Origin of the sequence: Bacillus sp. MYb209, assembly GCF_002975175.1 — a bacterium.
GTDB lineage: Bacteria > Bacillota > Bacilli > Bacillales > Bacillaceae_G > Bacillus_A.
Window position 1 is genome coordinate 190,389 of the sequence record NZ_PCNZ01000003.1, and the last position, 18,866, is coordinate 209,254.

Sequence of the window (18,866 nt, forward strand, 5' to 3'; positions counted from 1 at the left end):
CATTTTATTTTAATAAAAATCCTGTTGGAAACGGATCTGTAGGGTCTAATAGAAACGTCTGCATTCCTGTAATAAACCCTCTACTTTCAAATCGAAAAATGTATCCTAGTTCTTCTTTCTTCACTTGTTCCACTGTTATAAAGCTATTAAAAATACTTTCATTTCTAAAAGGTTTATCCGCTATATAATCATTTTTAAATAATGTATGAACATAAGACACAATAGTAGAAACAAAACCCGGCGAACGTACTATAAAGCTATCTTCATGAAATGTAATCGACTTTATATGGTTCTTTTCTTTTTGCATAGAATCTACTAAAATAAGTCTTTTTATTAATGACTGTTTTTGTATAGCTTGAAGTGTAGCTTCACCCCATTTTTTTAATTTAGAGATGTTTTCAATACTGATTTCTGGCGAATACGTATCCTTTTCTACAACTGCATATACTTTATCTGCCTGTATGAGAGAGTAACTTATATTACCAACCTTTAAATTTTTCTCAACCATATAACATAGTTTGCTTTCAAACGAAACAGATACAACTTCATCATTCTCTACATATGCATCCACTGAAAAAATTCCAGATAACGTTTCAATTTTATATTGATTGGAATCTCTCTTTTTTAAATATCCACTTTCTAGTAACATCGTTATTACCGCGACAATGCCGCCGTAATGAAGAGGGATTGATCCTTCATGATTAAAAAACAATACAGCTGCATCAACTTCATTATGAATAGAAGGAACGACAATACATCCATTTAAGCCGATAAAACCACGTGGTTCATTTAATAAGAGCTTCATTTCCTCTGCTAATTCGCCTGAAAATTGTTCATTTAATTGCTCCAAACTGTAGTAGTATTTGCATGGTACGTCTTTAATTACACGAAATGCTTCGCCATTTACGTGTACGTCTACTGCTGTATACATTTTTTGAATGTTCATTTTACATCCTCCGTTTCATGTTCCATCGGCGGAATTAGCAAAAAGCCTTCTTTAAGTGGATCCTTTTCATTGTAAAAAAATCTATGCATGCCCATAAGCCAAGCTGATCCCGTAATTTTCGTTACTACAGCTTCAATATTTTCGACATATGTTGTATTCATGACACACCCTTTAAATAGAGAACCTACAATACTCTCATGAACGAACTCTTCATCGATGTCAATTTTTTTATGAGCGTATAATACAGCTAACTTCGCTGATGTTCCTGTACCACATGGAGATCGATCAATTCCTCCTGGCGGAACAACAACTGTATTTTTCACATGCGCACTTTCATGAGTAGGATCTGTGTAAAATTCAATATGTGTTAATCCTCTTATAAACGAATACTCTGGATGAATGATTTCAAATTTCTCATTAATTGTATTTCTAATATGAATCGCCTTATCAATGATTGTAGAAGTATTTTCTGGCACTAGCTCTAGACCAACTGACTTCGCATCGATAATGGCATAAAAATTACCTCCATACGCAATATCAGCCTCTACAGTTCCAATTTCTTCGACGTGTACAGAAATATTTTTCAGTAAAAAAGCTGGTATGTTACAGAAAGAGACTTCTTTCGCTTTCCCATCTTGAACAGAAATATCTACTTCAACTAAGCCAGCTGGCGTATCTAGCTTTAAGGAAGTAATCGGTTCAACTACTGGAATTAAACCTGATTCAACTAAAGCTGTACATACACCAATTGTATCGTGGCCACACATCGGTAAATATCCACCTGTCTCTATGTATATAACGCCTATATCAGCTTCGGAATGACACGGATCTGTTAATAATGCCCCTGACATTACATCATGACCACGTGGCTCATTCATTAGCAATTTCCGGATCCAGTCATACTCTCTTTTCATATGTAACATCTTCTCTGCCATCGTCTCTCCACTTAACTTTGGAAGTCCGCTAATTAATGTCCTCGTTGGATTCCCACCCGTATGTGTATCAATTGTCGTAAAGACTCTTTGTGACCTCATCCGTTTAACACCCTTTCTGTAAAACGACTCAAACGAAGTTGTTCAATAGGAATGATTGTTTCTTTGTCATTTAATAACTCTTCAATTACTTTCCCAGTTACTGCTGCAAGACTAATTCCATCACCTTCATGTCCTGCTGCTATAAAGTAGTTCGGAATATGTTCCACTCCTGAAATGATTGGCAAATGATCTTCTGTCCACGGGCGTAATCCAGCATATGAACGAATCACCATCATATCTGCCATTTTCGGATAAAAACGAATTGCTCTGTTCGCAATACATTTAATAACCTCGTTATTTATCTTCGTATGAAACCCTACAAACTCTCTACTACTACCAATTAAAAAATTTTGGCTTTCTGTCGGCTCAAATACAAGAGCTACTCCGTATTTTTCAGTTAAAGCATCCACTTTTCGTTTTCCGCCAAATTTAGAAATTAAATAACCAAATTCCATTACTTTACGGCAACCTACGTGTTGTTGCCTTGAAGCTACAATAATATGTCCCTTTCTCGGTTCGATTGGGATATTTACATCTAACATCTGTCCGATTTTAGGAGCCCACACACCGGCTGCGTTCACCACTTGTTTCGCAGTAAACGTTCCATTTGTCGTTTCTACAATAAAGGAACCGTCTATATCTATTTTTATTTCTTTCACTTCTGTATGATTAAAAGCTTTCGTACCAAATTTCTTCGATGCTGCAAGAAGTGAAAAAGCAAGAAGATATGGATTTACAGTCGAATCAGTTGCGCATTCTAAACCACCCAATAAATCATCTGCAAAAAATGGTGATTCCTCTCTTATATCTTGCCTGTCAAGCATGCGAAACGGTAATCCAGCTTCTTTTTGACGATTTACCCATTGCTGTGCTGCCTCCATTTCTTCGTCTGATTCACAAACGAGAATGCTTCCTGGCGCCCTATATTCAAATGAGTGCTCCAACTCTTCACTTAATTCAGTTACTAATTTTTGACTTACTAACGACATTTGACTATCAAACCCTGGGTCTTTATCAATAGCCAAAATGTTCCCGTCACACCGTGAAGACGTCCCACTGACAAATTCCCCTTTTTCAATGATTGTTACGTCTCTTCCGTATTTTGATGTGTAATAAGCGATAGAACATCCTATAATACCACCGCCTATTATTAAAACGTCACAGTGTCTCACATATCACCCCTCCTTTCTCCTAAATCTCTCACTTTCTATTTATGCAATTGGTGTGCCAACTCTACATACAGAACTATTTATATGAAATAATTTTTATTTGTAAAAATATTTTAAATTTATCGTAAATAGGTGTATTATTTCTTTATCACTGTCTAAATTTTTATACATACCAGGAGGACACTATGACATTTTCATTTCCAACAATAAAAGAGTTTATAAAAATTTTGTCAATTGATCGTACAAGCACCATTCAGCACATGAAACAGGAAGGTAAAAATTTTTATTACCTTCCTTCATCTACTGAAGAATGTAGTTGCGCAGTTATTTATGAAGAGGACTCTTTCACTACGTTAATCGAAGCTTTTTCTAACAATTCGGCAGTTGTAATTGTGAACGAAAATCTAGATCCTATATGCTGTGTAACTGCTCAACAAATGATTCCATTTCTTTATAATTCTTACAATGATTTGCTAGCTTTTTATAACACTGTCATTCAAACGACTGATTCTTCTGTTACCGTCATTGATGAGAAAGAATGCGTTCGTACGTGGACAGATGGCGCTGAAAAAATCTTTTCAGTCAAACATAACGAAATTATCGGACAACCCATTACACAGTTTTTTAATTATAAAGATTTAGAAATTTTACAATCATTACATGACGGAAAAAGCATAATCGCTCAGTTCCATCAGCCTCGTCCGGATTTGTTCGTATTAATTAATTCAAATCCAGTTTATTGTAACGATGAAATTATAGGAGCAGTCGTTTCTGAAACTGATGTTACAAATCAAGTCGCTTTGAATGAAAAACTATTTAATATGTCGCATGAAATGCACCGATTAGAACAAGAAGTAGCAAAATATAAAGATACATCGGATCCTTTCCTTGCGATGAATGGAAAAAGCCCTGTTATACAACGAACGATTCAATTAGCTAGAAAGGTTTGTTCAGTGAAATCCACGGTTTTAATACTCGGCGAAAGCGGAGTTGGAAAAGAAGTGTTTGCGAAAGCAATTCATGAAGCAAGTGAGACAGCGAATGCCCCTTTCATTTCAATTAACTGCGGTGCAATTCCTGAAGCGTTATTTGAAAGTGAATTATTTGGTTACGAGCGCGGGGCGTTTTCTGGTGCAAATAGTAAAGGGAAGAAAGGGAAAATAGAGCTCGCGCAAGGCGGTACTTTATTCCTTGATGAGATTGGAGAAATGCCTCTCGATATGCAAGTGAAACTTTTGCGTGTACTGCAAGAACGAAAGTATTACCGAGTTGGTGGAGAAAAAGAAATACATATTGATTTCCGCATTATCGCTGCTACAAATCGTGATTTACAAGAAGAAATGGGAAAAGGAACTTTCCGAGAAGATTTATACTATCGCTTAAATGTAGTTAGCTTGCATATTCCGCCACTACGCGAAAGACGAGAGGATATTATCGAATTAACCTATTCCTTCTTAAACGATTTTTCAATAAACTATAACAGGCCTATTCGCGACTTACCTTCAAGTATTATGCATGAACTGCTTCATTACAATTGGCCTGGTAATATTCGCGAGCTCCGCAACGTAGTTGAAAGACTCGTCGTATTTGCGACAGACGGCATTATAAAACAAGAATATTTACCGTTTCATACAAATGATACTTTAGAGAACAAAACATCTCATTCCCTATTACTCAGCAATAATAATATGATTCTTTCTTTACAAGAAGAAATGGATGAGCACGAGAAAAAGGTAATTGAAAGGGCTTTACATATTTTAGATGGTAATAAATTAGAATGTGCGAAACAACTCGGGGTAACGAGGGCCACTTTATATAACCGTTTAAAAAGGCTTGGGTTACAATAACCCCTTCTCCTCCTCTATGTTGGCATAGTTATTGCATAATAATTTGTGTAAACCGAACTAGAGGAGGAATACATATGACGAATAAAGAGAATTTAATTGTTTGTCGTTGTGAAGAAGTTACATACGGACAACTTCAATCGACAATTGCTGAATATAATTGCTCAGCTCGTGAGTTAAAACTAAGAACGCGTGCTGGTATGGGTTTTTGCGGCGGTCGCACATGTAGAATGATGATAGATCGAATGATTGAAAGTACAAACCCTGACATAACTCCTAATGAAATTCCATTAAAACATCAACCACCAGTGCGCGCAGTTACCTTTGGATCGGTAGGTGAAAATAAATGAATAGAATTACACATCATCCTATTTTAGGTAGTTTAAATAGTAGTCAACGCATCACTTTTCAATTTAACGGTCAAGAATACGAAGCGTATGAACATGAAACGATAGCGGCTGCTCTGCTTGCAAACGGAATAAGAACGTTAAGGGTCCATGAAGATAGCGGGACGCCACGAGGTATTTATTGTAATATCGGGCATTGTTCTGAATGCCGCGTGACTGTAAACAATCAAACGAACGTACGAGCGTGCTTAACTGTTGCCGAAAACGATATGGTTGTTGAAAGCGGAAAACAGCATCCAAATATCGTGAGAGAGATGGTGAAAAAACGATGATCGATGTAATTATTATTGGCGCAGGACCAGCAGGATTATCAGCTTCCATCTCCTGTGCACGTTTTGGACTTAACGTACTTGTTATAGATGAATTTATGAAGCCGGGCGGGAGATTGTTAGGACAGTTGCATCAAGAGCCTACTGGAGAATGGTGGAACGGAATAGAAGAATCAAAGCGCCTTCATGAAGAAGCAAAAGCACTTTCAGTCGAAATTCGATGTGGTGTTTCCGTCTACAATTTAGATAAAGATGAAAGTTCTTGGTTCGTACATACAAATATCGGTACGTTAGAAGCACCGTTCGTACTAATTGCTACCGGGGCTGCTGAGTATTCTATTCCCCTTCCTGGCTGGACACTTCCAGAAGTTATGTCAATTGGAGCAGCTCAAGTTATGACAAATGTTCACCGGGTTCAAGTTGGGAAAAAAGGAATCATTATTGGTGCTAACATTTTGTCATTCGCTATTTTAAATGAATTACAATTAGCTGGAATTAAAGTAGAACATATTGTACTTCCTGAAAAAAGTGAGTTGAGCGGAAAAGCTAGTGAACCAGAAGAAGTCTTAAACTCACTCTTAAATGCGGCTCACCTTGCCCCATCCGCTTTCCTACGTATAGGTAGTCGTTTTATGAAGTATGATTGGATTCGAAAAGCCGGATTAACCTTTTATCCAAATAGCGGAATGAAAATAAACGGAACACCACTTCATCTCCGAAAAGCTGCACTTGAAATTATCGGTACAGATCAAGTTGAAGGTGTTCGTGTTGCTAATATTGATTCTAAAGGAAATATTATTAATGGGTCAGAAAAGATATATGAGGCTGACTTCGTTTGTATTGCCGGAGGGTTATATCCGCTTGCTGAGCTTGCCGCTGTAGCTGGTTGTCCGTTCCATTATATTCCTGAACTTGGCGGTCATGTCCCGCTTCATTCAGAAGAAATGGAAACCTCTCTTCCAGGTTTATTTGTTGCTGGAAATATTACTGGCATTGAAAGCGGAAAAATCGCGATGGCGCAAGGAACAGTTGCGGGTCTATCTATTGCTAAACATGCAAGTGAAAAACCTGAAATTGCAGTCGACCAACAATTACAACAAGCAATGCAAAACGTTCACTCTGTTCGTCAAAAAGTAGCGATTCAATTTAATCCAATGATTGATGTTGGTAGACGGAAGATGAATGAACTTTGGTGTGATTATTCTTCTACATATGCACATACTAAAAAGAGCTGCTGAGATTATTCTCAACAGCTCTTTTCACTACTCATCTGAGTTATTAAATTTCGCTAATGCGTAAATACCTTCTTCATCATCTAATTCAAGTTGCAATCTTGCTGCAAATGAATTGACGTTGTACTCTCGATCAAGTAGTAAGCGTAGTGCTTCGATTAAGTTCGCTTGAATTAATATTTGCTTGCGACCATTTACCTCTACTTCTGCAGAGAAACCGTAGTCGTCATCATACATTAGTTCAACTGAAACTTCTTCTGGACCAACTTGTCTTTTTTCAGCGATATATATGCAAAGCGCATTTATTAATTCTTGTTCAGAAATTTTTATTGTTTCCATGCTACTTCATCTGCCTTTTTCTTACGTTGATCTTTGAAGTATTTAAATGCACGAACTGCTAACATTACGATACCAGCCATTACTAACATATTTACCATAAACGCTAATACAGAGCCAAGAGCTCCCATATTTGCAAATAAACTACCCATTAGTAAACCACCAAGACCACCTAGTAATAAGCCTTTCATAAAGCCACCTTTATTACTTTTTGGTGCTGTGTTTGTTGCTTTTGTTTTTGAATCTGTTGTCGTTTTTTGTGAATTTACATTAGAATCTTTTTTGTTTAAATCAACTTTTGAATTTTGACCAGAACTTGGTGTATATGATTTTTTACCAGATTTGTAACTTTTCGCTTCCGCGTGATTTACGAACATAAAGCTACTAGCCCCAAAGATAACCATGAATGCTGTCATTACTGCTACAAGTTTTTTCAACATATTATATCCATTCTCCTTTTATATAGATATATGTGAAATCTATCTTTCTTTTAAAACAAGAATGATAGATTTATTTTAAAACCATTTTAAAGGTTCTTATGAACTTATTATATGAACTTTTGTCGAAATATGCAAGTATTATTTACTTACGACAATAATTCCATAACAAAGGAAAAATTAAGAAAAACGGAATTGACTTTAAATGAAACAAAACATATTATAAGTTCATAAGAACTTTTTATAATTTTGGAGGTGAAAAGATGGAAACATTTCATCTCACACGAAACGAAATGGCAACGCTCCTTCTATCACTTAGAGGATGGAATACGAAAAAGCCTCTTAGCATTTTACAAGAAGCTTGGGCAAAGTCACATAAAAAAGATATTGAAAGCGGACAAAGCGTTACAGCTTTTATTACAACCGCACTTTCACCTATTTTTGAAAAATTAATTAAAATCGATGATACGGATGTCGGTTTTTCTTTAAATGAAATAGTTGCGCTTGGTAATCAGATTGAAAACACAAGTTTCTCTGTAACTGCTATGCAAAACTGGGTGAAACGAGATATAAAAGAAATGATTGGCTCCCCTCAAAAAGGGAAGAAATACTCAATCGAACAAGCAGCATTACTATTCATTGTCGAAGATTTAAAAACAGCGCTTGATTTTGAATCTATTCGCAAACTATTACGACTCATCGTAAATGATCCGGCCGATCGAAGTGATGATTTAATTAACCCTGTTCATTTATATGTAGCTTATTCTTCTTTATTTGAAGAACTGAATCAAGGGAATTGCTTACAACTAAATGCAACAGATACCATTCATACGATCGAAAATATTGTAAAAGAAAAAGCTGATAAAATCGCAAGCAAGTTTGATCAAATCAACAACGAACAACGCGAAGCAATTCGTAACGCTATTATTATCGCCACACTTTCTGTACATACCGCTTATGTACAAATGCTAGCAAAACGTTACGTTTCAGCAACGTTATTTTTACAAAATTTAGATGTGAAGCCGTAAAAAATAGGAGCAGAAGTGCTCCTATTTTTTAATTTCTATACTATTTTGCACTCCTTAACTCTTTGCATCTCATACACTTTCAAATGATTCTCTACATACGATTCAGTTTTTTTGAACCCAGCTTTCTCATAGCATCGCATTGCCCTCTTATTATCTTCCCTAACTTGCAATACAACCGCTTGTATATCAGGGTCTAAAAATGATTTAGTGATAAAATAATTTGTAATCTCTGTTCCAAGCCCTTTTGAATATAAATTTGAGACGCCAATCAAGATTGAGTACTCCATCACATATATATCGTCATTTCTCTTCTTTTTTAATCCAACTCTCCCTATTACTTCATCCTCTACTACGATCACATGATAACTTGCATAAGATCGAGACAGTTTTTCTGTCCAATACTTTCGAAGTTCTTCTATTGTATATCGTTTGAATGGTTTCACGTCCGCTATGTTATGTAATTCTTCGTCATTATACCACTCTAATATAATTGGTAAGTCATCCATTTCTAATAAACGTTCATGCCAATCCATATTTTCACCCCATCCAATTTCGAATTACTTGGTCAATTAAATTGAATACACAAATTCTTTTTTCGGCAAATTCACTATGTCCTGAATGTAAGATGATTGTTCAATAATATCTTCTAACTGACCATTCCTATAAACATAAATACCACCTACATATGAACTGTAAGTCCTTTTCTCAGTTATTATCGCTAATTTATTATTTTCCTCGTTAAAATCACCTTCTAGTCCTGTTTCAAATGATAAGCTTTTGGATGTTGAAAAATAAAGCTGAATTAATGATGCTATTTCTACGTGCTTTGATTTTGCAAAGCACTTTATTTCATTAGAAATTATTTCATCCTGTAATGGAAGAAAGTCCTTCACTTCTAATCTCTCTGCTTTACGAAAGAAATTTTGCAGTTCCGGAGTATGGAACGAAATGTGTTTCTCTTCTATCTTTTTGAAAATGAATTGCAATAATAAGTCTTTACCTACTACAAATGGATGACCAAATCCATGATTATAAAGATTTTTTTTCATTTGAATCAACTGTTCAATATAAGGTATACCATTCTCTTCAATTACAAGCTTTCCATCTATAAAACGCATAGTCGAGATTAGTGCTTTAATCTCAATACCTTCTAACTCAAGCGATGAATAATATAAATCTCTATTCCAAAAATCTAATTGATCCATTCCTAGTGAATTAAATAATAGCTCATCTATAATCGAAAAAACTCCATCTTCTGTTAAACCTTTCGTTACATCTTCTAATAATCCAGTAGTCTTATTTAAAATCGTACGTATTTCATCATCCTCTTGAATAATTCGAACGGTCAAATCGCCATGATCCTCACCTGAGATTTTCTGAAAGCAATGCGAATATGGACCATGTCCAATATCGTGTAGAAGTGCTACAGTAGAGACTAATTTCCGTTCATATTTTGATAAATGAATATCACCAATCTCAATAAGATGTTCTATTACTTTATTTACCAGTACATATACACCTATCGAATGTTCTTTCCTTGTATGTATTGCGTTCTTATGTAAAAAATATGTATGCCCTTGCTGTTTTATATAGGCCAATCTTCGAAATGCTTTAGTATCAATCAATTGTATGATATCTCTATCTTGAATAGTAACTGACCCGTAAATAGAATCTGTAAAATGCATAACTTCTCCCCCTTTGTAAATTCAGCACTTACATCATTATACAAAATTTTCAGTCTACTAACCCCTTTCCTTCTCTTTTAAAATGAGAAATTTTTAATATTATTTTCATTATCTCTTCATGAAAACTCAATTTATATCGTTTACTATAAATACAAAGAAAACAAATACAAGACATAAAAAAGTATTGAAATGGCAATATGCTCATTAAATAAGGTATAATTTGCATATGATGAACTTTTTATGTTGTTAAATAAAAATGACATGTAATTGAAAATTTATGAACTAGAAGGTGCAACAATGTTAAGTAGTTTTATTCATTCAGTATTAACGTTTTTTGAAGGATTAGGTTATTGGGGCATTATGCTTGGACTTATGATTGAGATTATTCCAAGTGAGATTGTCCTTGCCTATGCAGGATACTTAGTATCAACTGGAAGTATCTCATTTGTAGGCGCAGTTATATTCGGTACCATTGGCGGAATCATTGCCCAAGTCTTTATTTATTGGATTGGACGATACGGTGGTCGCCCTGTCTTAGAACGTTATGGGAAGTATATTTTCATTCATAAAAAACAAATTGATGCTGCTGAAGATTGGTTTAATCGTTATGGAACTGGCGTAATTTTCACAGCCCGTTTCATTCCTGTCGTTCGCCATGCGATTTCAATTCCTGCCGGGATTACAAAAATGCCACTTTTACGCTTCATTACTTTAACAGGACTTGCGATTATTCCTTGGTCTATCATTTTCATTTATTTAGGTGAAAAACTTGGAGAAAACTGGGGTAATATAAATGACGTTGCTGGACCATATGTGAAATCGTTCGCTGTTGGCGGAGTTGTTCTTATTATTTTATATTTCATGATAAAAAAATGGTCAAAAAAACGTAAAAAACTCGCTTAAATTTCTAAATAAAAACCGCTATTAATTCAATCGAAATTATAGCGGTTTTTATTATTAACTTGATTATCTTTTATAAATTGTATAATTTCTTCTTTATGTTTTAAATCATGTTGAATGAGTGATGAAAAATAATTGTTTAATCTCACTCTTTTCGTGCCGAATTGATAGTCATCTTTAAAGTTCTGGGCAGGAATTTGATTAATTTGATCAACTAATTGTTTACGGGTGGATATAAACTGATCTATTAGTTCTTCTTTTGAAATACCAGACCTCGCATATCTCATTGCACTCTTGTTCATTTCTTCCACATCTGTTGGAACATTTGGTACAGATTGTCTACTTATAAAGTATGGAATTCTATACTTCATTAAAAACTCATCCCAAACGATAAAATGTGAAATCACATCCGCAATTCCCCATGAACCTTTTCTAAAAGACTCAAACCATACATCATTTGTTACACCCTTAAATGTTTGGCACCATTCTATTAGACTTAACTTTTTTTCTAGAATACATTCTTTCTCCATAATTCATTCCTTCCTCTTTCACACTTATAATTCATTCATATTAATGACTTCTAGACATTTTATTACAACCCTCCAGTTTAAGATTTACGTGGATAAGTTACAATTCATTTGTAAATTCGTATAGTAACTCAAAAGGAGTGTTTCCCCTATGCATTGGCAGCAAAAAGTACCATACTTAATCGGACACCCTGTTGGTGTTTCTCTCATAAATGGGCAAGGGACTTCCGGCGTTTTATGCGGCGTCCAAAATAATCAATTATTTGTTTACGAATACCTTTACCAAGCCCAATTTGCAATGAAACATTATGACTTTAGACAAATTCAAGATATACACACCTTTCCAAATTGCCCACACCAAAATCCTTTATACTAAAAAAACAGGAACGGCTTTATTGCCATTCCTGTTTCTATTGTTTTCACGCTATTTTTCAGAGTAAAACTTCTGCACTGCTTCATCAAAATAGATCCAGCCTTTCCAGCCTAAATGAATTGTATCTTTTAAGAAATACTTATCATATTCATGGCTAGAAAAATCGACTACTGGGTATCCGGCTTTCTCGACTTGCTCGCGAACCTTATTATAATACACATCACGGCGTTCTTTCGGGAAACCAGCGTAATCATACCACGGTCCGTTTACAGGTACAGAAATAAAGAGTGGTTTTACATTTTTTTCTTTGAAAAGATCTAAAACAATTTGTAAGTCATCATATTCTGGTGATTCATCATACGATTCATTTGCTCTAAAGTTTTTTAACACTTTTAATTTTTTCTTTAAATTATGTTTATAGTAATACGGATTTTCAATTCCGAATGTATTTGTTGTGGATTCCGCCTTACCTTCTTGTTCCGCTTGTTTACGTGCATCTTCCCAAGAAATTGAACGCAGTCCTGTATTTGTTTTCTCTTTCACCGGTTCGATCTTAAATAGAGAATTAAATAAATCTCGATGATCTAAAATATTCCGGTACATATATGCTAGCGGTTTAGCTAGTCCAGCTTTGATGTTATGTTTTGTATCGTTATATACAATACTTTCTAGCGAACTACTTAATATCGCATCTTTACGAACAACTTTGTAATCTAGTAAACGTTTCGCAATTTTTTTCTTCATTTCAGGATTTATTTCGTCATTAAAAATAAAGTGATAGGCTTGTTGTTTGGAGAAATTATTTGTAAAATCCCCTTGTGATACACCGGTTTTTGTAAACCATTGTGGTGAAAGAACGAAGACTACCTTTTTACCTTCTAATTCATCTATTGTCGACGTCATATTTAAAATATGAGCCAAGCTTTGCGTACCACCAGTTCCTATTAGAAATGGTGTGAAACCTGCAGGGTTTACTTTGAAATAATTAGACGGATGATATGCATCCATTCGTAAAAATTCTGATGAACCGTACATCGGTAAATACTGCGAATTCTCTAACATTTTCTGCTGTAAGAAAACACTTTGTAATTTCTCTTTTTGCAAGGAAGTTGCTGCATCTTCAACTTTCTTATCGCTAATAAGTGATATTAAACTTTTAGATGGGATAAGCAGTACAATGAAAAAGAGTAGACACGCTAAAATAATGGGGCCAAAAGCATGCTTCATCTTCATCTGTTATCCCTCTTTCTATTACTAATAAATTGTAACCCTTGTTTATGACACGCCATCATTTTCTCCTTTTTTCTATACATGTTCCATTCTATTTATCTATTATTTACATGTATGTATTTCCTTCCGTTGCGCTATTAAGTCCTATATTTATAGCACAAGAAAATGTTTCCAAAGAAACATGTTAATTATACAAGATTCTACATAAATTTCACACTGGAATTTATGTAATAATTTTATTTTTAAGCGATGAAAAAACATATAAAATGTCTATAACTCATTTAGAGCTGTAGGATATTCAAAATATGATAATAAACGTCCGTTATGATTAACATTTTCTACATTCGGTCTCCTCACGAATAACCTTTTCGTATGTATTGCAAATACAGACATAATCCCTCTCCTAATACTGTTTACAGATTAATAAATTATAAGCATGAACTATCATTCTGCTTTAAATAAGAACAAACAGACTACCACATATGTGAAGTCTGTTTGTTCTCTCACTTTATTTTTGCACGTCCGCCCATTTTAGGCTTGTTGCTGGACCAAATTGGTGAACATATAAATCTTTCACGTATGGTTTTTGTAAGTAAGATAATCCGCGCTGGAATACTGGTGCGATTACTGCATCATCAAGGAGTACTTTTTCAGCATCTTGCAATGCCTTCCAACGAGCTTTTTCATCATTACCTAATTCTGTTTTAATCTTTTTAATTAACGCATCATATTCTGGATTTGCATATCCTGTATTATTGACAGTACTTCCCGAAAGGAATACTTCTAAGTAAGTCATTGGATCTGGATAATCAGGTAACCAGCGTGATAACGACATTTCATATTCTTTTTTCTTCTCTAGCGCTAGTTTTTGCGTATGTGGTTGTAATTTCACATTTACCTTTAATCCTGGTAAATTTTTCTCAAGCTGCTCTTTAACATATTCGCCTACCTTTTTAAAGTTTTCTAAGTCATAGTTTAATAGTTCTAACGTCACTTCATTCGTGCCTGTCTCTTGTTTTGCCTTTTCCCAATATTCCTTTGCCTTTTTTACGTCCGTCTTATTAAACTCTCCTGCCGTTTCTCTAAAGTCTTTCTTGTCTGGCCCTTTTAAAAACCCTTTCGGAACGTAGTAGTTGGCAGCTACCGAACCATCATTTAAAAATGAAGTCGCGAGCCCCTTCTTATCAAAAACTGTGCTAAGTGCAAGACGGGCATTTTTATTTTTAAGAATCGGTACATTTTCATTGAAACGGAAGAAATACATAACTGGATCTGTATATTGTTTCAGTTCTTTATTATTTTTATATTTATCTACGAATTCTGTAGAAATGACCGCTCTGTCTACTTTATCTGTTTCATATAAATTTACCGCCGTTGAAATTTCTTTAACAATTTGGTAGTTTACTTCATCTAACTTCACTTCTTTTCCATCCCAATATTTATCGTTTTTCTTCATTGTAAAACTTGCTTCGTGCTTCCACTCCGACAACGTAAACGGCCCATTATACACCGCTTTATTTGCCTCTAAACCGTATTTATCACCTTGCTCTTTCGCAAACTTTTCATTAATTGGATAGAAAGACGGTAAAATAAGTAGTTTCGTAAAATACGGTACTGGATGTTCTAATTCCACAACGAACGTTTTATCATCTTTTGCTTTCACACCTAATTCTTCTAATCCTAATTGTTTCTTATTTATCTTTTCTGCATTTTTTACATCGTACGCAATATATGCATATTGAGAGGCTGTATCTGGATTAATAAGTTGCTTCCAAGCATATACGTAATCATGAGCTGTTACTGGATCACCATTAGACCATTTCGCATCACGCAAGTGGAATGTATAAGTCTTTCCGTCTTTACTCACTTCATATTTTTGTGCCCCAGCCTGGATCACTTCATCATTTTTCGATAAACGGAATAACCCTTCCATAACATTGTTTAAAACATTAAACGATACTGCATCTGTTACTTTTCCAGAATTCAGTGACGGAATTTCACCCGTTTCTAGTAGTTGTAATACTTTTTTCTCATCTTTCGGCTTCGTAGCTGTTTTTTCTTTCGCACAGCCTACTAAAAATGAAGAGACAAGTAGAGTACTAACTAATGAATAGCGAACAACCTTTTTCATATAAAGCCCCCCTATCTTTTTTAAGGTAAGTAACGACGAGCGCCAGCGTATTCTTCTATATATCCTGGTGTATTTAACGGTATAATTTCTACCGATCTTTCAGCTCTTGGTGAATGAATCATATTCCCATCACCAATATACATTGCAACGTGATGAACACTGCCTTTTCCTTGATTATGTGCAAAGAATATTAAGTCTCCCTTTTGTAGGTTTTCTTTATCAACCGCAATTCCTGCTTTTGATTGTGGCCCCGAATCTCGCGGGATTGTAATACCATGCGATTTATATATCGTATGAGTAAATCCTGAGCAATCAAAACCGAAGCCACTTGTACCAGCCCATATATACGGTAATCCTAAAAACATCTTACCGGTGTTTATTAAATCATCAGCTGTTGGCGTAGGAATATCATTTTGAGAACGGTAAACAGTTCCATCATTTTTCCGTAGCCACGCCTTCTGGCCATTTGGCAACAACACACGGTATGAAATCGTATCTTCACTTAATAGCGGTAAACGCGTATTATAGCTGACTTCAAGCGATTTATGTTTTTCAGAAGGATTAATATATAAAATTGCTGTCGGTTTTGTAATTAAAACGAAGGGCTGTCCTGCCTTATCTGCAAATTCTTGATTATACGTTAATTGTTTTTCGGGCATCCACCCTGGGTATCCTTCTTCATTTCGCGGCGTTGGCTGTCCATGCACTAGCACTTTTACCCAAACACCTCGTTTATCAATTACCGTTACTTCTTGACCGAGTAGCGCTTGCGTTTCTAATTTATTTGCACTTGTTAACCAAAGCTTCTCATCTAGCGTCATTGATTTCGTCCACTTCCATAAATTAACAGGATTTGTCGCACTCGGTTCATCGATTGGCCGAAGTGAATCTGGTGCAGTCCATAACGTTGCAGCCGATACGTCTATATACGCTTTATTTTCTTTCCTCTCTTCGGCATTTGCCGCTGTAAACGATGAAAAAATAAATAATGTTGTTAATAATGCAGTCCCCATTTTTTTCATACATATCCTCCTTAAAAGATAGTTTGCTAGACACTACTTCTAAGACTGTATATTCACTGCAGAATGCAGGTTTACCTTTGGTCCAGTGTAAGTTATTCCTTCCGGCTCTTCTACTAACCATAATGGTGCGTCAAGATCAAAGTAATGAATATTCGGATGAGATGCAGCTAAATGTGCAACAGCACTAACTGAGAGTGAAGATTCCATCATACTTCCAACCATACATTTCACACCAGCTGCTTCAGCGATATCTGCAATACGCCACGCTTCACGTATACCACCGCATTTCATTAATTTAATATTGAGTAAGTCTGCATATCCTCCTTGGACAAGCTTTAAAGCATCCCTTGCTGAAAATATACTTTCATCTGCCATAATAGGCGTTTGTACATTATCTTTCACGTATTTTAATCCATCCCAATTTTTCGCATGAACAGGTTGTTCTACAAATTCTATATTTAAATTTCTATTCTCCATTTCTTTAATAATAGAAACCGCTTCTTTCGGTTTCCATCCTTGATTTGCATCTAAACGTAACGTCGTATTTTTGGGTACTACATTTCGAATTGCCTCTATGCGTTCCAAATCTAAATGCGCCTCTTTACCCACCTTAATTTTTAATATTTGGAATCCCTTTTCGATATGCTTTTTCGCTTCTTTTGCCATTAATAAAGGTTCATCCACACTTACTGTAATATCAGTATAAACCTCTTTCTTTCCACCTAGTAATGCGTATAACGGTATGTTGTGAAATTGACAATATACATCGTATAAAGCCATATCTACCGCCGCTTTCGCACTTGTATTTCCTATACAACTCATTTGAATGTGTAACAATAACGTTTGAAATTGCAGTACATCTTTTTCAACTAATACAGAACGAATTGGTCCTAATATTGCTTCCTCAATCCCGTTGGCAAAATCACCTGTAATAACCGGCGTTGCTGCAGCAGCTCCTTTTCCAACGATCCCTTCATCTGTATGAATAAACACATCTATACTTTCGATTTCCGTTACAGTACGAAGCGCTGTTTTAAATGGTGTATGAAGCTTTACATGTCGGCGGTTTACCTTCACATCGGTTATTTTCATTTTGTTCATCCTTTCATTGTCTATAAAGTGAAACTTTAATCCGCAGGAGGCTTTATCCGGCCATTAATGTGGAACAAAAAAATCCAGCCATAAGAAGATTCTTACGGCTGGATTTTGTCTATGAGTGGGTAGACAAAGCAGCGATCTGATTATATTTTTTTTGTGCATCTTTCAGTGCTACAAGCAGCGCCTTTTGAGACGAACCGAAATAACGATTTTTTATTTCTGTTACTAGCGCTGGATCATTAATATTTTTATGTAGAAATAAATATTTAACAAATTGAGATGTTAATGCAATTGTCGCTGAGCAATCTGCATCTACAATTTCCCCTGTATCCTTCTCAAGTACAAATGCTACAAAATAGCTTTTGTACTTTTCGGTAATGGGATTATTTTGAGGTGCTTTCGCATCCCCTACGATGTAAATTGTATTTGAAGCGTACACAGCTATCTTCCTTTCTTATACGAGGATAACGGTTTTCTTAACAGACGTATGAGCTGTTAACTCAACGTTGATTAAAAAATATATCCGCTTATCTTGTATTATATATAATTGACAGAATTTTAACAATATTTATTTTGACATATATTCCATAATTATAAAAATCTCTTAAAACAATTAAAAATGGCTCAAACTTCTCATTTTTACAATATGTCATTACTCCTTGTACCATGACATTCACACTACAAACCCCTTTTTCCCCCATACATCAAAAAACAGTTAGCTATCGCTAACTGTTCCACCACTTCACTTTGGCAATACGAATATTGTTTCGTTTGACTTAGAAAATTGATACTCTTTTCTCGCAAACTTTAAAATTTCTTCTTCATTATCCGTTAAATTCTCGATGTTAGTCTTTAAAGAACCTTGATCTTTCTTTAAAGAAACTAATTGTTTCTTTTGGTTCGTTATTGTATTTTTTTTGCCATTAATTACTTCTTGTTGTTTCGTTAAAATATATTGAACGTACAAAGTAGTCGCAGCAATAAAAATGAACATGAAAATAAAACGCCTTAACTTCTTCTTATTTATAGTTCGATTGTCGTTAGGCTGTGATAGTTGCTCTGGTATATTAGGAATATTTACTCTTTTGAGTTTCCTCATTTTCAAATCCCCCTAACCCATATTTTTTCACTACCATCGGCACGATCTCTTACTAACTTAAATTCTATTCTTATAAAATAAGCTCCTTCACAAAAAAAT

General features: G+C 35.1%; 22 protein-coding genes. 7 read left to right on the forward strand and 15 right to left on the reverse strand.

What is annotated here, in order from left to right:
- Positions 1-4 precede the first annotated feature (4 nt).
- Genes CQZ94_RS07970 through CQZ94_RS07980 form a run of 3 tightly spaced genes read right to left on the reverse strand, consistent with a single transcriptional unit; the run spans position 5 to position 3,152 of the window.
- Entirely contained in the window at positions 5-946 is a 942-nt protein-coding gene (locus CQZ94_RS07970; protein ID WP_105584949.1) for a proline racemase family protein, read from the reverse strand.
- Positions 943-1,980, reverse strand: a complete 1,038-nt coding sequence (locus tag CQZ94_RS07975) for a proline racemase family protein (RefSeq protein WP_105584950.1) — start codon at positions 1,978-1,980, stop codon at positions 943-945. The genes CQZ94_RS07970 and CQZ94_RS07975 overlap by 4 nt, the downstream gene beginning before the upstream one ends.
- The gene (locus CQZ94_RS07980) at positions 1,977-3,152 is read right to left on the reverse strand and encodes an NAD(P)/FAD-dependent oxidoreductase (RefSeq protein ID WP_105584951.1); all 1,176 of its coding nucleotides are present in this window, start codon (positions 3,150-3,152) and stop codon (positions 1,977-1,979) included. The genes CQZ94_RS07975 and CQZ94_RS07980 overlap by 4 nt, the downstream gene beginning before the upstream one ends.
- Before the next feature lie 182 nt (positions 3,153-3,334).
- Between CQZ94_RS07980 and CQZ94_RS07985 the strand changes: the two genes are divergently transcribed.
- The 4 genes from CQZ94_RS07985 to CQZ94_RS08000 all read left to right on the forward strand — a co-directional run bounded on the left by CQZ94_RS07985 (position 3,335) and on the right by CQZ94_RS08000 (position 6,907).
- Complete coding sequence (locus tag CQZ94_RS07985) at positions 3,335-4,996, forward strand: sigma-54 interaction domain-containing protein (protein ID WP_105584952.1); 1,662 nt, start codon at positions 3,335-3,337, stop codon at positions 4,994-4,996.
- A 74-nt stretch (positions 4,997-5,070) separates the two neighbouring features.
- Positions 5,071-5,343, forward strand: coding sequence for a (2Fe-2S)-binding protein (locus CQZ94_RS07990; RefSeq protein ID WP_105584953.1), 273 nt, complete (start codon positions 5,071-5,073; stop codon positions 5,341-5,343).
- On the forward strand, positions 5,340-5,672 hold the full coding sequence (locus CQZ94_RS07995) for a (2Fe-2S)-binding protein (RefSeq protein ID WP_105584954.1): 333 nt from the start codon (positions 5,340-5,342) through the stop codon (positions 5,670-5,672). Before CQZ94_RS07990 ends, CQZ94_RS07995 begins: the two co-directional genes overlap by 4 nt.
- Positions 5,669-6,907, forward strand: coding sequence for an NAD(P)/FAD-dependent oxidoreductase (locus CQZ94_RS08000; protein WP_105584955.1), 1,239 nt, complete (start codon positions 5,669-5,671; stop codon positions 6,905-6,907). The genes CQZ94_RS07995 and CQZ94_RS08000 overlap by 4 nt, the downstream gene beginning before the upstream one ends.
- A 24-nt stretch (positions 6,908-6,931) precedes the next feature.
- On the opposite strand, the gene CQZ94_RS08005 is transcribed toward CQZ94_RS08000, so the two are convergent.
- Both CQZ94_RS08005 and CQZ94_RS08010 read right to left on the reverse strand, forming a co-directional pair.
- On the reverse strand, positions 6,932-7,240 hold the full coding sequence (locus tag CQZ94_RS08005) for a YxcD family protein (RefSeq protein WP_105584956.1): 309 nt from the start codon (positions 7,238-7,240) through the stop codon (positions 6,932-6,934).
- Positions 7,228-7,677 carry a hypothetical protein gene (locus tag CQZ94_RS08010; RefSeq protein WP_002012966.1) on the reverse strand — a complete coding sequence of 150 codons (450 nt, stop codon included), beginning with the start codon at positions 7,675-7,677 and terminating at the stop codon, positions 7,228-7,230. Before CQZ94_RS08010 ends, CQZ94_RS08005 begins: the two co-directional genes overlap by 13 nt.
- 260 nt (positions 7,678-7,937) lie before the next feature.
- Here CQZ94_RS08010 and CQZ94_RS08015 point away from each other — a divergent pair, with 260 nt between their 5' ends.
- A complete protein-coding gene (locus CQZ94_RS08015; protein WP_105584957.1) occupies positions 7,938-8,702 on the forward strand; it encodes a DUF1836 domain-containing protein in 765 nt (254 codons plus the stop codon).
- 35 nt (positions 8,703-8,737) lie between these two features.
- On the opposite strand, the gene CQZ94_RS08020 is transcribed toward CQZ94_RS08015, so the two are convergent.
- On the reverse strand, positions 8,738-9,235 hold the full coding sequence (locus tag CQZ94_RS08020) for a GNAT family N-acetyltransferase (protein WP_105584958.1): 498 nt from the start codon (positions 9,233-9,235) through the stop codon (positions 8,738-8,740).
- A 36-nt stretch (positions 9,236-9,271) separates the two neighbouring features.
- Positions 9,272-10,387: an HD domain-containing protein gene (locus tag CQZ94_RS08025; protein WP_105584959.1), complete on the reverse strand. Its 1,116-nt coding sequence runs from the start codon at positions 10,385-10,387 to the stop codon at positions 9,272-9,274.
- 297 nt (positions 10,388-10,684) lie between these two features.
- Here CQZ94_RS08025 and uptA point away from each other — a divergent pair, with 297 nt between their 5' ends.
- On the forward strand, positions 10,685-11,290 hold the full coding sequence (uptA, locus tag CQZ94_RS08030) for an undecaprenyl phosphate transporter UptA (RefSeq protein WP_105584960.1): 606 nt from the start codon (positions 10,685-10,687) through the stop codon (positions 11,288-11,290).
- A gap of 26 nt (positions 11,291-11,316) precedes the next feature.
- Here the strand turns inward: uptA and CQZ94_RS08035 are convergent, their stop codons facing one another.
- Positions 11,317-11,817 carry a DinB family protein gene (locus CQZ94_RS08035; RefSeq protein ID WP_105584961.1) on the reverse strand — a complete coding sequence of 167 codons (501 nt, stop codon included), beginning with the start codon at positions 11,815-11,817 and terminating at the stop codon, positions 11,317-11,319.
- A 148-nt stretch (positions 11,818-11,965) separates the two neighbouring features.
- Between CQZ94_RS08035 and CQZ94_RS08040 the strand changes: the two genes are divergently transcribed.
- On the forward strand, positions 11,966-12,190 hold the full coding sequence (locus tag CQZ94_RS08040) for a hypothetical protein (protein WP_105584962.1): 225 nt from the start codon (positions 11,966-11,968) through the stop codon (positions 12,188-12,190).
- Positions 12,191-12,238: 48 nt separating this feature from the next.
- Here the strand turns inward: CQZ94_RS08040 and dltD are convergent, their stop codons facing one another.
- From dltD to CQZ94_RS08070, 7 genes are all read right to left on the reverse strand, one after another.
- The gene (gene dltD / locus CQZ94_RS08045; RefSeq protein WP_105584963.1) at positions 12,239-13,420 is read right to left on the reverse strand and encodes a D-alanyl-lipoteichoic acid biosynthesis protein DltD; all 1,182 of its coding nucleotides are present in this window, start codon (positions 13,418-13,420) and stop codon (positions 12,239-12,241) included.
- A gap of 267 nt (positions 13,421-13,687) precedes the next feature.
- Positions 13,688-13,810, reverse strand: coding sequence for a hypothetical protein (locus CQZ94_RS31670; protein WP_255833131.1), 123 nt, complete (start codon positions 13,808-13,810; stop codon positions 13,688-13,690).
- Positions 13,811-13,925: 115 nt separating this feature from the next.
- The gene (locus CQZ94_RS08050; RefSeq protein WP_105584964.1) at positions 13,926-15,548 is read right to left on the reverse strand and encodes a peptide ABC transporter substrate-binding protein; all 1,623 of its coding nucleotides are present in this window, start codon (positions 15,546-15,548) and stop codon (positions 13,926-13,928) included.
- A 20-nt stretch (positions 15,549-15,568) separates the two neighbouring features.
- Positions 15,569-16,570 carry a C40 family peptidase gene (locus CQZ94_RS08055; protein ID WP_105584965.1) on the reverse strand — a complete coding sequence of 334 codons (1,002 nt, stop codon included), beginning with the start codon at positions 16,568-16,570 and terminating at the stop codon, positions 15,569-15,571.
- 39 nt (positions 16,571-16,609) lie between these two features.
- On the reverse strand, positions 16,610-17,671 hold the full coding sequence (locus tag CQZ94_RS08060) for a dipeptide epimerase (RefSeq protein ID WP_181149456.1): 1,062 nt from the start codon (positions 17,669-17,671) through the stop codon (positions 16,610-16,612).
- Positions 17,672-17,780: 109 nt separating this feature from the next.
- Positions 17,781-18,107: a DUF3870 domain-containing protein gene (locus CQZ94_RS08065; RefSeq protein WP_070143408.1), complete on the reverse strand. Its 327-nt coding sequence runs from the start codon at positions 18,105-18,107 to the stop codon at positions 17,781-17,783.
- A gap of 303 nt (positions 18,108-18,410) precedes the next feature.
- Complete coding sequence (locus CQZ94_RS08070; RefSeq protein ID WP_105584967.1) at positions 18,411-18,767, reverse strand: FtsB family cell division protein; 357 nt, start codon at positions 18,765-18,767, stop codon at positions 18,411-18,413.
- Positions 18,768-18,866: the final 99 nt, after the last annotated feature.

Bases quoted from the DNA above. Each gene is read 5' to 3' on its own strand.
- CQZ94_RS07970 (WP_105584949.1), bottom strand. From the start codon at position 946: ATGAACATTCAAAAAATGTATACAGCAGTAGACGTACACGTAAATGGC.
- CQZ94_RS07975 (WP_105584950.1), bottom strand. From the start codon at position 1,980: ATGAGGTCACAAAGAGTCTTTACGACAATTGATACACATACGGGTGGG.
- CQZ94_RS07985 (WP_105584952.1), top strand. From the start codon at position 3,335: ATGACATTTTCATTTCCAACAATAAAAGAGTTTATAAAAATTTTGTCA.
- CQZ94_RS07990 (WP_105584953.1), top strand. From the start codon at position 5,071: ATGACGAATAAAGAGAATTTAATTGTTTGTCGTTGTGAAGAAGTTACA.
- CQZ94_RS07995 (WP_105584954.1), top strand. From the start codon at position 5,340: ATGAATAGAATTACACATCATCCTATTTTAGGTAGTTTAAATAGTAGT.
- CQZ94_RS08000 (WP_105584955.1), top strand. From the start codon at position 5,669: ATGATCGATGTAATTATTATTGGCGCAGGACCAGCAGGATTATCAGCT.
- CQZ94_RS08005 (WP_105584956.1), bottom strand. From the start codon at position 7,240: ATGGAAACAATAAAAATTTCTGAACAAGAATTAATAAATGCGCTTTGC.
- CQZ94_RS08010 (WP_002012966.1), bottom strand. From the start codon at position 7,677: ATGTTGAAAAAACTTGTAGCAGTAATGACAGCATTCATGGTTATCTTT.
- CQZ94_RS08015 (WP_105584957.1), top strand. From the start codon at position 7,938: ATGGAAACATTTCATCTCACACGAAACGAAATGGCAACGCTCCTTCTA.
- CQZ94_RS08020 (WP_105584958.1), bottom strand. From the start codon at position 9,235: ATGGATTGGCATGAACGTTTATTAGAAATGGATGACTTACCAATTATA.
- CQZ94_RS08025 (WP_105584959.1), bottom strand. From the start codon at position 10,387: ATGCATTTTACAGATTCTATTTACGGGTCAGTTACTATTCAAGATAGA.
- uptA (WP_105584960.1), top strand. From the start codon at position 10,685: ATGTTAAGTAGTTTTATTCATTCAGTATTAACGTTTTTTGAAGGATTA.
- CQZ94_RS08035 (WP_105584961.1), bottom strand. From the start codon at position 11,817: ATGGAGAAAGAATGTATTCTAGAAAAAAAGTTAAGTCTAATAGAATGG.
- CQZ94_RS08040 (WP_105584962.1), top strand. From the start codon at position 11,966: ATGCATTGGCAGCAAAAAGTACCATACTTAATCGGACACCCTGTTGGT.
- dltD (WP_105584963.1), bottom strand. From the start codon at position 13,420: ATGAAGATGAAGCATGCTTTTGGCCCCATTATTTTAGCGTGTCTACTC.
- CQZ94_RS31670 (WP_255833131.1), bottom strand. From the start codon at position 13,810: ATGTCTGTATTTGCAATACATACGAAAAGGTTATTCGTGAGGAGACCG.
- CQZ94_RS08050 (WP_105584964.1), bottom strand. From the start codon at position 15,548: ATGAAAAAGGTTGTTCGCTATTCATTAGTTAGTACTCTACTTGTCTCT.
- CQZ94_RS08055 (WP_105584965.1), bottom strand. From the start codon at position 16,570: ATGAAAAAAATGGGGACTGCATTATTAACAACATTATTTATTTTTTCA.
- CQZ94_RS08060 (WP_181149456.1), bottom strand. From the start codon at position 17,671: ATGAACAAAATGAAAATAACCGATGTGAAGGTAAACCGCCGACATGTA.
- CQZ94_RS08070 (WP_105584967.1), bottom strand. From the start codon at position 18,767: ATGAGGAAACTCAAAAGAGTAAATATTCCTAATATACCAGAGCAACTA.